This window comes from Streptomyces mesophilus (genome assembly GCF_011044995.1).
GTDB classification, from domain to species: domain Bacteria; phylum Actinomycetota; class Actinomycetes; order Streptomycetales; family Streptomycetaceae; genus Streptomyces; species Streptomyces mesophilus.
Genome location: NZ_JAAKZW010000240.1, coordinates 1 through 12,063, shown reverse-complemented (window position 1 = coordinate 12,063; position 12,063 = coordinate 1). Strand labels below are relative to the sequence as shown.

Sequence of the window (12,063 nt, the reverse complement as noted above, 5' to 3'; positions counted from 1 at the left end):
AGAGACAGGGCCCCCGGCATCCGAACTTCGTTCGGATCTGCTCAATCGCCGCAGGGGCTAGAGGTTGCCGGACGGGTTGGGTTTGACGGGATCCGCCGGGAACTGGCCCGCCAGCCAGGTCGGGACGCCGCCCAGGAGGCGGAAGAGGCGGGCTGCCTCCGCGCGCAGGCGGGAGGCCGTCGGGTCCGGTTCCGCCTCGGCGAGGGCGACCAGCGCCGGGGCCGTACCGACGAGGTAGCCCAGTTCCTCCCGTATGCGAAGGGACTCCGCGAAACCGTGGCGGGCCTCCGCCAGTTCGCCGTCGCGCAGGGCGAGGCCCGCGAGATGGCGCCAGGTGAACGAGAGGAGGAGGGGATCGTCGTGGGCGGCCGCACCCGCGTGCGCCCGGCGGTATGCGGCGAGCGCGGCCTGCGGGGCGTCCGCGATGTGCTCGGCGATCAGGCCGCGGCGGAAGTCCAGGAGGGGACGGCCGGATGCGCTCGGGTGGAGCAGGGCGGCGGCCCGGCCGAGCGCCGCGCGGGCCTCGTCGGCTCGGTCGCGGACGCCCAACACCGTTGAGGCGTAAGCGAGGTGACCGCGCTCGCAGGCCGCGGCGCCGCGCTCGTCGTCGCCCTGCGCGAGAGCTTCGGCATTGCGCAGGGCGTCCTCCGCCTCGGGCCAGCCCTGCTCCGTGAACAGACAGCGCTCGACCAGGAGGGAGGCGCGCTGGAGTGCGGCGCCGGCGGAGTCGGGGGTGAGCAGCGCGGCCGCGTCGGTCCAGCAGCCGCGCGAGCGCAGACGCCAGACGGCGGTCTGGAGGGCGGAGCGCTTCAGCGTGGGGTCGGGGGAGGCGGTGCCGGGTGGTGCCGGAGCCTTCGGGTGCGTGGCTTGCGTGGACTTCGCAGTGGACTCAGCGGTGGATTGCGCAGTGGATCGCGTGGACTTCGATACGGAATCCGAGCCAGACACGGCGGTGTCCGCCACAATTCCCCTCCCCAGGAGCGCGTCATTGAGCTGTGGCGGCATCTCAGCACGGATTCAGGCGAAGCGCCAAGGGGGTAGGTGAAGGAATTCACAATCTTGAGCGGATCACGATACGCGTGGGGCGGGTGCGTTCACCGCACCCGCCCCGTCCACCGCGCCCGGCTCACGGGCGCCACGCGCTCAGCTCATCCGCAGAGCCAGGAAGAAGTCCAACTTGTCCTCCAGGCGCGACAAGTCACGACCCGTCAGCTGCTCGATGCGCCCGACGCGGTAGCGCAGCGTGTTGACGTGCAGGTGGAGGCGGGAGGCGCAGCGGGTCCAGGAGCCGTCGCAGTCGAGGAAGGCTTCCAGGGTCGGGATGAGCTCCGCGCGGTGCCGGCGGTCGTAGTCCCGCAGGGGGTCGAGGAGCCGGGCCGTGAACGCGCGGCGCACGTCGTCCGGCACGAACGGCAGCAGCAGCACGTGCGAAGCGAGCTCCTGGTGGCCGGCCGCGCAGACCCGGCCCGGGCGGGCGGCGGCGACACGGCGGGCGTGCCGGGCCTCCTCCAGGGCGCCGCGCAGACCGTCGGCGGAGTGCACGGAGGCGGAGACGCCGAGGGTGAGGCGGCCGTCGTCCGAGAGGCCCGCCGCGAGCGGCTCACGCACCGTGGCGAGCAGCGAGTCGGCGATCAGGTTGGGCTCCGGGCCGTCGTCCGGTGTCACGGCCGGCAGCGGTACGAGGGCGATCGCCTCGTCGCCGGTGTGCGCCACCGCGATCCGGTCCGAGGGCTCGGGCCCCGACGCGGTCGGGTCGACCAGAATCTCCTCGAGGAGCGACTGGGCGACCGGCCCGCCCTCGATGTCGCCGCCGTCCCACTCGACGCGGGCCACGACGACCTGCCAGTGCGGGGCCGCGCCCAGGCCGGGCAGCAGCACGGGAGCGGCCACGCGCAGCCGGGCCGCGATCTCGGCCGGGGCCGCGCCCGTCTGCACCAGTTCGAGGACCTCCTGGGCCAGCCGGCGTCGTACCGTGCGGGCCGCGTCGCGGCGGTCGCGCTCCACGGAGATCAGCTGGGTGACGCCCTGCAGCAGGTCGAGCCGCTCCTCGGGCCAGTCGCCCGCGTCCGCCTCGACCGCGAGCAGCCAGTCCGAGAGCACCGTCTCGCGTACGTCACGGGAGGCGGCGGCCGCGCCACGGCCGCTGCTGTGGATCGGGAAGAGCGAGTAGGTGGAGCCCTGGACATTCACACGGTGCGGGCCACGCCGGCCCGTACGGATGGCGGCCAGATGCTCGGCCGCGAGCGCCGTGCACACCTCGGTGGACAGCGGTTCGCCGGCCGAGCGGGAGCCCGCGATGGGGCGGCCCGCGGGGGAGAGCACCCACGCGCGCAGATCGAGGTCGGTGCCGAGCAGGTCGAGCACCACGTCCGGGCCGCCGCCCGCCGGGCCGGAGGTCATCAGGCGGCGGTGGCGGTCCACCACGGCCGCGAGGTCGCCGGCGCGCTCGCCCGAGACCTGCCGTACGACATATTCGGTGATGGTCGCGAAGGCCACCCGCTCGTTGACCGCGAAGAGCGGCAGGCGGTGGCGGACGCAGGCCTCGACCAGATCGTCGGGGATGTCGCCGAGCTCGGCCTCACCGGCCGCGAGCGCCGCGACGCCGGTCGAGGCGAGGATCCGCACGAACGGCTCGGAATCCTCGGCCGACTGCCGCCACGCCAGGCCGGTGAGCACCAGCTCACCGCCCGAGAGATAGCGGCTCGGATCGCGCAGATCCGTGGTCATCACGCCGCGGACGGTGCGGTCCAGCTCGTCCTCGCCGCCGAGAAGCCGCAGCCCGAGCACGTCGGTCTCCAGAAGGGCGCGCAGCCGCATGTCGTACCTCTCCGCTGTCCTGGCTTGAATCTTGTCGCTCGTCCGAGTGAAGGCGGTTTCCAAGGAAACCAATGGGGCCGGTGGGGCCCGCTCTTCATACGAATCTACAAGATGAACCCGACGACCAGCGAACTCCTTCATGGTTTCGGTGACTGACCGGGACGAAGGTCCCGGCGGTGTACTTGCGCTATTCCGCGTTAACAGCACGTGAACGAGTCGGGGTAGGGACTTCGGTCCCCTGGCTCGAAAAGACCCTCAGAACGACCCGAGACGTAGAAGAGAGCCGCACCCATGGACTTCCTTCGCCCCGCCAGCTGGGAGGAGGCGCTCGCCGCGAAGGCTGAGCACCCCACAGCTGTGCCGATTGCGGGTGGCACCGATGTCATGGTCGAGATCAACTTCGACCACCGTCGCCCTGAGTACCTGCTCGACCTCAACCGGATCACCGAGTTGAACGAGTGGCACGTCGGCGAGGAGAAGGTCGCCCTCGGCCCCTCCGTCCCGTACACGAAGATCATGGAGAACCTGCGGACCGAGCTGCCGGGCCTCGCGCTCGCCTCGCACACCGTGGCCTCCCCGCAGATCCGCAACCGCGGCGGCGTCGGCGGCAACCTCGGCTGCGCCTCGCCGGCCGGTGACTCGCACCCGGCGCTGCTCTCCTCGGGCGCCGACGTCGAGGTCGAGTCGCAGGCCCGTGGCTCGCGGCTCATCCCGATCGACGAGTTCTACAAGGGCGTCAAGCGCAACGCGCTCGAGCAGGACGAGCTGATCAAGGCCATCCACATCCCCAAGGCGGACGGCCCCCAGCAGTTCTCCAAGGTCGGTACCCGTAACGCGATGGTCATCGCGGTCTGCGCCTTCGGTCTGGCGCTGCACCCGTCGACCCGCACGGTGCGCACCGGCATCGGCTCCGCGGCTCCGACCCCGGTCCGTGCCAAGGCGGCCGAGGAGTTCCTGAACGCGGCGCTCGAAGAGGGCGGCTTCTGGGACAGCGGCAAGATCATCACCCCGTCCATCGCGAAGCAGTTCGCGACGCTCGCGTCGGGTGCCTGCAACCCTATCGACGACGTGCGCGGCACGGCGAACTACCGCCGCCACGCGGTCGGTGTCATGGCCCGCCGCAACCTGATGTGGACCTGGGAGTCGTACCGCGGCGAGGGCCGCACGCTTGAAGGGGCGGCGTAACGATGCGCGTCAATTTCACGGTCAACGGCCGTCAGCAGGAAGCCGACGACGTCTGGGAGGGCGAGAGCCTTCTGTACGTCCTGCGCGAGCGCATGGGGCTTCCGGGTTCGAAGAACGCCTGTGAGCAGGGCGAATGCGGGTCCTGTACGGTCCGCCTCGACGGCGTCCCGGTCTGTTCCTGTCTCGTCGCGGCCGGTCAGGTAGAGGGCCGCGAGGTCGTCACCGTCGAGGGCCTGGCGGACTACGCCAAGCACCGCGAGGACTCCCACCCGGGCGGTGCGTGCGGCTCCGTCTGCGGCGGCACCGACCTCCAGCAGGCCCGCCAGTGGCAGGCCAAGGGCACCGACGGCCAGACCGGTGAGGGCGGTGAACTCTCCCCGATCCAGCAGGCGTTCATCGACGCCGGCGCCGTCCAGTGCGGTTTCTGCACCCCCGGTCTCCTGGTCGCGGCCGACGAGCTGCTCGAGCGCAACCCGTCGCCGTCGGACGGCGACATCCGCGAGGCGCTCTCCGGCAACCTCTGCCGCTGCACCGGTTACGAGAAGATCCTGGACGCGGTCCGCCTGGCGGCCGCCCGTCAGGAAGAGGCGGTCTGATCATGGCTGGCACCACCACTGGCGCACCCACCAACGTCACCCAGAAGTACAACCAGGGCGGCATCGGCGAGTCCACGCTGCGCCCCGACGGCACCCTCAAGGTCACCGGCGAGTTCGCGTACTCCTCGGACATGTGGCACGAGGACATGCTGTGGGGCCAGACCCTGCGCTCCACGGTCGCGCACGCCGAGATCGTGTCGATCGACACCTCCGAGGCGCTCAAGATGGACGGCGTCTACGCCGTCCTGACCGCCGACGACATGCCGGCCGCGAAGAACTACGGCATGGAGTTCCAGGACACCCCGATCCTGGCGTACGGCAAGGTCCGTCACCACGGTGAGCCGGTCGCCCTCGTGGCCGCCGACCACCCGGAGACCGCGCGCCGCGCCGCCGCGAAGATCGTGATCGAGTACCGCGAGCTGCCCCTCATCACCGATGAGGCCTCGGCGACCGCGCCCGACGCGATCCTCGTGCACGAGAACCGGGACGACCACCACGCCCCGTTCGTGCCGCACCCGAACATCGTGCACCACCAGCCGATCCAGCGCGGCAACGCCGAAGAGGCGGCCAAGAAGGCCGACTTCATCGTCAAGGGCGAGTACACCTTCGGCATGCAGGACCAGGCCTTCCTCGGCCCGGAGTCCGGCCTCGCCGTGCCCGCCGAGGACGGCGGCATCGACCTGTACGTGGCCACCCAGTGGCTGCACTCGGACCTCAAGCAGATCGCACCCTGCCTCGGCCTGCCCGAGGAGAAGGTGCGGATGACGATGTCCGGCGTCGGCGGCGCGTTCGGCGGCCGCGAGGACATCTCGATGCAGATCCAGGCCTCGGTCCTGGCGCTGCGCACCGGCAAGCCGGTCAAGATGGTCTACAACCGGACCGAGTCCTTCTTCGGCCACGTCCACCGGCACCCGGCGAAGCTCTACTACGAGCACGGCGCCACCAAGGACGGCAAGCTCACGCACATGAAGTGCAAGATCGTGCTCGACGGCGGCGCCTACGCGTCGTCCACGGCATCGGTCGTCGGCAACGCCTCGTCCCTCTCGGTCGGCCCGTACGTCATCGACAACGTCGACATCCTGGCGATCGGCCTCTACTCCAACAACCCGCCCTGCGGCGCCATGCGCGGCTTCGGCGCGGTCCAGGCGTGCTTCGCGTACGAGGCGCAGATGGACAAGCTGGCGGCGAAGCTGGGCATGGACCCGGTGGAGTTCCGGCAGCTCAACGCCATGGAGGAGGGGACGATCATGCCGACCGGGCAGCCGGTCGAGTCCCCCGCCCCGGTCGCCGAGCTGCTGCGTCGCGTCAAGTCCCGTCCGCTGCCGCCCGAGCGTCAGTGGGAGTCCAGCGAGGGCGCGGACGTCCGCGCGCTGCCGGGCGGTCTGTCCAACACCACGCACGGCGAGGGCGTCGTCCGCGGTATCGGCTACGCGGTCGGCATCAAGAACGTCGGCTTCTCCGAGGGCTTCGACGACTACTCGACCGCCAAGATCAGCATGCAGGTCATCAACGGTGAGGCCGTCGCCGTGGTGCACACCGCGATGGCCGAGGTCGGCCAGGGCGGCGTGACCATCCACGCGCAGATCGCCCGTACCGAGCTCGGTGTCCAGCAGGTCACCATCCACCCCGCCGACACCCAGGTGGGCTCGGCCGGTTCGACCTCCGCGGGCCGCCAGACGTATATGACCGGCGGCGCCATCAAGAACTCCTGCGAGCTCGTCCGCGAGCAGGTCTTCGAGATCGGCCGGCGCAAGTTCGGCTCGTACCACCCCGCGTGGGCGACCGAGGAGCTCAACCTCGAGGGCGGCAAGGTCGTCACCAACGCCGGTGAGGTCCTCGCCTCCATCGTGGACGTCCTCGAGGACGAGGTCGTCTCGGTCGAGGAGGAGTGGCGCCACCAGCCCACCGAGGCCTTCGACCGCGTCACCGGACAGGGCCGCGGCCACGTCCAGTACGCCTTCGCCGCGCACCGCGCGGTCGTCGAGGTGGACACCGAGCTCGGCCTGGTCAAGGTCATCGAACTGGCCTGCGCCCAGGACGTCGGCAAGGCGCTCAACCCGCTCTCCGTCGTCGGCCAGATCCAGGGTGGCACCACCCAGGGCCTGGGCGTCGCGGTGATGGAAGAGATCATCGTCGACCCCAAGACCGCGAAGGTGCGCAACCCCTCCTTCACGGACTACCTCCTCCCGACCATCCTCGACACCCCGACCATCCCGGTCGACTACATCGAGATGGCCGACCCGAAGGCGCCGTACGGCGTCCGCGGGATCGGCGAGGCCCCGACCCTCTCCTCGACTCCGGCCGTCCTCGCGGCGATCCGGAACGCGACGGGTCTGGAGCTCAACAAGACGCCGGTGCGTCCGGAGCACATCACCGGTACGTGACGCGCCAAGGGGCGGAGGGGTCCGGCGGTTCCCGCCGCCGGCCCCTGCCCTCCCACCGGGGTGAAGCCGACTCGTACAACAGGTCGCCCAACCCCCGCTCCGGGCCATGGAGTTGCCGAGAAGTCATAGGTCAAGTCTTCCGGCAGCAGCCAGACACTCCCAACCCGTAGCACCGGCACCCGCACCGCTCGCGGAAGCCAAAAGAACTCCCCGTTCGCCTCGGGCCGTCCCCCGGGTCGTGCAGCCCAGAGCAATCCCAAATCTCGCAGATCGCATGCGGGTGCCCCTATGAACCTTGGGAGTAGGCACCATGACCCAGCAGTACACAGAGCCGAAGGTCTCCGAACCCGATGACTCGGGACGGGGCTCGACTCCTCCACCCTCCGGTGGGAACTGGCTCGACCGGTACTTCCGGATATCCCAGCGCGGTTCGACCGTCGGCCGGGAGGTGCGCGGCGGCATCACCACCTTCATGGCGATGGCGTACATCATCCTCCTGAACCCGATCATCCTGAGCGGCGCCAAGGACGTCACGGGTGCCCAACTCAGCGTGTCCCAGCTCATCACGGCGACGGCCCTGGCCGCCGCGGTCACCACCATCGTGATGGGCTTCCTCGGTAACGTCCCGCTCGCTCTCGCGGCCGGACTCAGCGTCTCGGCCGTGATGGCCTTCCAGGTCGCCCCACAGATGACGTGGGGCAACGCGATGGCCATGTGCATCATCTACGGCGGCATCATCGTGCTGTTGGTGATCACCGGTATGCGCGAAATGATCATGAATGCCATCCCGTTGGCGATCAAGCACGCGATCACCATGGGCATCGGCCTCTTCGTCACCCTCATCGGTCTCGTCCAGGCCGGCTTCGTCACCTCGATGCCGTCCGAGCCCGGTGCCATGTACGGCAAGCCCATCCAGCTGGGTCTCGACGACAAGCTCGTCGGCTGGCCGGTCGTCTGCTTCGCGGTCACCGTGCTGCTGATCTTCGCCCTCCTGGTCCGCAAGGTCCCGGGCGCGATCCTCATCGGCATCGTCGGCGGCAGCGTCTTCGCGGCGATCGTCCACCAGGTCGCCGGTCTGAAGGTGGCGGACTGGGGCATCAACGCCCCGACGCTCGACTTCGGTCACCTCGTCTCGTCGCCGGACTTCGGTCTGTTCGGTGAGGTTTCCTTCAGCGGTATCGGGGACATCAGCGCCATTACCGTCGGCGTCATCGTCTTCACCCTGGTCCTCGCGGGCTTCTTCGACGCCATCGGCACCATCATCGGCATCGGCCAGCAGGCCGGACTCGCCGACAAGGACGGCAAGATGCCGGGCCTCAACAAGGCCCTGGCCATCGACGGCGCCGGCGGCATCGTCGGCGGTGTGGCCGGAGCCTCCGGCCAGACCGTGTTCGTCGAGTCCACCGCGGGCGTCGGCGACGGTGCGCGCACCGGCTTCGCCAGCGTCATCACGGGTCTCGGCTTCGCGCTGTGCCTGTTCTTCACCCCGCTCGCCCAGGCCATCCCCACCCAGGTGGCGGCCGCCGCGTTGGTCGTCATCGGCTCGATGATGATGTCCACCGCCAAGCACATCGACTGGAACGACCAGTCGGTGTCCATCCCGGTGTTCCTCACCACCGTCCTGATGCCCTTCACCTACTCGATCACCGCGGGTATCGCGGCGGGCATCATCGCGCACGTCCTCATCAAGGCCGTGCAGGGCAAGGTGCGGGAGATCGGCTGGCTCATGTGGGCACTGGCCGTGATCTTCGTGGCGTTCTTCTCGCTGCACGCCATCGAGGGCTGGCTCAAGTAGTTCCGCCTTGATTCCACACACCCGTTAGGAGACCGACATGCTGGACATCGCCGAAGAGCTGAACCGGTGGGTCGAGCAGGGACGCGACTTCGCGATCGCCACCGTCGTGGCGGTCAGCGGCAGCGGGCCCCGGCAACCGGGAGCGGCTCTCGCCGTCGACAGCGAGGGCACCGCGATCGGGTCGGTCTCCGGCGGGTGTGTGGAAGGCGCCGTCTACGACCTGTGCATGCAGGCGCTGGAGGACGGCGAGACCGTCCTCGAACGCTTCGGCTACAGCGACGAGGACGCCTTCGCGGTCGGTCTGACCTGCGGCGGCATCATCGACATCCTCGTCACCCCAGTACGTGCGGACGCTCCGGGACGGGGAGTGTTCGCCGCTGCGCTGTCCGCGGCCGCCACGGGGGAGGCGGCCGCGGTGGCGCGGATCACGGACGGTCCGGCCGAGGTCATGGGCCGCGCCCTGCTCGTCCGTCCCGACGGCTCGTACGAAGGCGGCCTCGGCGGCCACCCCGAACTCGACCGCACGGCGGCGGCCTCGGCCTCCGCGATGCTCGACGGCGGCAAGACGGGGACGGTCTCCATCGGCGAGGACGGCTCCCACTGCGGCCGGCCGCTCACGCTGCTCGTCGAGTCCTCGGTCCCGGCCCCGCGCATGATCGTCTTCGGCGCCATCGACTTCGCGTCCGCGCTGGTACGGGTCGGCAAGTTCCTCGGCTACCACGTCACCGTGTGCGACGCGCGCCCCATCTTCGCCACGAAGACCCGCTTCCCCGAGGCGGACGAGATCGTCGTCGAGTGGCCGCACAAGTACCTGGAGCGCACGGAGGTCGACGGCCGTACGGTGCTCGCCGTGCTCACCCACGACGCCAAATTCGACGTGCCGCTGCTTCAGTACGCACTCAAGCTTCCCGTCGCCTACGTCGGCGCGATGGGCTCACGCCGCACCCACGAGGACCGCAACAAGCGGCTGCGCGAGGTGGGCGTCACGGAGATCGAACTCAACCGTCTGCGCTCGCCGATCGGCCTCGACCTCGGTGCGCGCACGCCCGAGGAGACGGCCCTGTCCATCGCCGCCGAGATCGTCGCATCGCGGCGCGGCGGCAGCGGGGTCTCGCTCACCGGCGCGCACACCCCGATCCACCACGACGGCACCGCGGAGCCGGCCGGCCGGATCGGCTCGGTGGCCTGACGGGGCCGCCTGCCGACCTCGGCACCACGAAAGGGCCCGCTGCCCCAACGGCGGGCCCTTTCGTCATGCGCACGCCGGACCCCGCCGTCTTCGCAACTGCCATGCCTCGTAAGGTCGTACGGATGACTGAGGATGTGAACCCCGGCGTGCCCGACCCCGAACTCCCCATGCTCAGCCCGGCGCAGGCCGCGCGGCTGCGTGAACTCGCCGCGCCCCACCTGCGGGACGGGACGTACGGGCTGCGCAATCTCGCGCAGAAGTGCCGGCAGGCGCCCGAGGAGCAGTGGCCGGCCCTGGTCGAGCAGCACTTCGCGAACCTGAGGTCGGCGGGAACGGGTGGCGAGAGCCGCGAGGAGATCCTGAGCGGCGTGCACACACGGCTGCTTCCGCAGGATTCCTTCACCGGCGACATGCTCCAGGCGATGCGCTACACCCGCCGGCCGGCCGAGGGGCTCGTCTTCGCGTACGCCCTCGACCAGCCCTCCAGCGTACGGATCCTCACCGACCGCGATGTCGAACGCGTCGGGGACGAGGACGCGTTGTGGGACGCGGCGTACGACAACCTGCTGCGGGTGCCCTTCACGCACGAGGAGATCGCGCTCGAAGGGCGTGCGGTGCTCCAATCCGTGTACGGGGACTCGCCGTTCGTGGCGAGCCGCGCGCTGTACCTGGACCAACTGCACCACCAGGCGACCGGGGGCAGCCTTCCGAAGGCGGGCGCGCTGTTCGTCGTGCCGACCCGGCATCTGATCGCGTACCACCCCCTCGCCGACGGTTCGGTGGCCGAGGCGATCAACGATCTGGCGAAGTACGGGCTCGGGGCGTACGAGGACGGTCCCGGTTCGCTCTCGCCGCGGCTCTACTGGTGGCACAAGGGCCGGATCACCTGCCTCACCGCGATCGACGAGGACACCAAGACCTTCTCGATCGAGCCACCGCCGGAGCTGCTCACCCGGCTGCGGACCCTGGTGCGGCTCGACGAAGAGGGGCGCCTGCGTGGGCGCGCGGCGGCACAGGCACCGGTAGTGGCCGAACTACTGTGCATCGCAGGTGAGTTGACGGCCCGTCTGCCCGAGGACCCCGGGGCGCTCGCCGCGACCTTCCCGAAGCTCGTAGAGCTGGCCCACGCACACTGCGCGGCCGACCCGGACGCGGCGCTCGCGGACACCTGGGACGCCTGGGCCACCTCCGTACAACTCGGCTCCGCGCTGTTCACCGGAGCGGAACCGCAGACCTGCGCTCTGGGCGAGGACCTGGAGCGCCCGCTGCCCGCCTTCCCGTCGAACCCGCCGGCGGACGCCCGCGCCTGGCTCGACGCCTTCTACATCGCCGTCATCTGCCGCGAACGGGGCCGGATCCAGCGGCTGCGCCAGGTGCCGCTCGACCTCCTGAAGCAGGACGCGACCGCGGATACGTATCTGCTGCACTGGATCGACACGTTGCAGACGTATTTCGACCACGACCGCCCCATGGACGACGTGGTGGAGAAGCTGCTCGCCACCATCGACGCTTCGCACGGTGACGCGGTGACCCGCGCTCCCGTGGAGTACGTCAACGCGATCGAGTACCAGCCGGTCGCGCTCTTCCACCGGTTCCTCGCCCGCGACCACGAGAAGTTCGCCAAGGCCCTGGCCGAGGCGCTCAAGGAGCACGCCCGCTACTGGGGCGACTCCACGGCCCCGCGCGCCCAGCTCGCGCTCGGTCCACTCGCGCTGGCGAGTCTGGCGCACGGGCAGGACTTCCCCGTGGACACGGAGCTGCCGTATCTGCCGAAGTATCTGGCGGACGGCGGGCGTATCGAGGTGATTCCGGGCTGAGAGGGGTGGTCGGACCGTGGGCCGCCGCGGGTGACGTTTGGATCTTGGTCCAACCTTCGGACAAGGGCCTTTCGTCCCTGCCGCGGTGACCTCCCGCGCAGGACGCTGGCGGTATGAGCAGCTACGCGCCAGTGATCGCAGCAGTCGACGGTTCAGACCACAGCCTGGCCGCCCTGGAGTGGGCCATGGAGGCCGCGCACCTGCGAGGAGCGGAGGTGCTCGCGGTCCACGTACGGAACGCGGCCGCAGCGCGGCCGGGGCCGGAGCTCGCGACCCCGCC

General features: G+C 70.2%; 9 protein-coding genes. 7 read left to right on the top strand and 2 right to left on the bottom strand.

Features of this window, described 5'->3' with window-relative positions; all coding sequences use genetic code 11:
- Positions 1–57: 57 nt before the first annotated feature.
- Entirely contained in the window at positions 58–948 is an 891-nt protein-coding gene (locus G6045_RS34350; RefSeq protein WP_408056398.1) for a hypothetical protein, read from the bottom strand.
- A gap of 195 nt (positions 949–1,143) precedes the next feature.
- The gene (locus G6045_RS34345; RefSeq protein WP_165336117.1) at positions 1,144–2,817 is read right to left on the bottom strand and encodes a PucR family transcriptional regulator; all 1,674 of its coding nucleotides are present in this window, start codon (positions 2,815–2,817) and stop codon (positions 1,144–1,146) included.
- Positions 2,818–3,108: 291 nt separating this feature from the next.
- Between G6045_RS34345 and G6045_RS34340 the strand changes: the two genes are divergently transcribed.
- The 7 genes from G6045_RS34340 to G6045_RS34310 all read left to right on the top strand — a co-directional run.
- Positions 3,109–4,002 (top strand): FAD binding domain-containing protein, encoded by an 894-nt coding sequence (locus G6045_RS34340; RefSeq protein ID WP_165336116.1) that lies wholly within the window; start codon positions 3,109–3,111, stop codon positions 4,000–4,002.
- A gap of 2 nt (positions 4,003–4,004) precedes the next feature.
- A complete protein-coding gene (locus G6045_RS34335; protein ID WP_165336115.1) occupies positions 4,005–4,598 on the top strand; it encodes a (2Fe-2S)-binding protein in 594 nt (197 codons plus the stop codon).
- 2 nt (positions 4,599–4,600) lie between these two features.
- Complete coding sequence (locus G6045_RS34330) at positions 4,601–6,982, top strand: xanthine dehydrogenase family protein molybdopterin-binding subunit (protein ID WP_165336114.1); 2,382 nt, start codon at positions 4,601–4,603, stop codon at positions 6,980–6,982.
- A gap of 310 nt (positions 6,983–7,292) precedes the next feature.
- On the top strand, positions 7,293–8,777 hold the full coding sequence (locus G6045_RS34325; RefSeq protein WP_165336113.1) for an NCS2 family permease: 1,485 nt from the start codon (positions 7,293–7,295) through the stop codon (positions 8,775–8,777).
- A 37-nt stretch (positions 8,778–8,814) separates the two neighbouring features.
- A complete protein-coding gene (locus G6045_RS34320) occupies positions 8,815–9,966 on the top strand; it encodes an XdhC family protein (protein ID WP_165336112.1) in 1,152 nt (383 codons plus the stop codon).
- A gap of 122 nt (positions 9,967–10,088) precedes the next feature.
- Positions 10,089–11,783, top strand: a complete 1,695-nt coding sequence (locus tag G6045_RS34315) for an immunity 49 family protein (RefSeq protein ID WP_165336111.1) — start codon at positions 10,089–10,091, stop codon at positions 11,781–11,783.
- A 113-nt stretch (positions 11,784–11,896) separates the two neighbouring features.
- On the top strand, positions 11,897–12,063 hold a 167-nt coding region (locus G6045_RS34310), incomplete at its 3' end, for a universal stress protein (protein WP_165336110.1).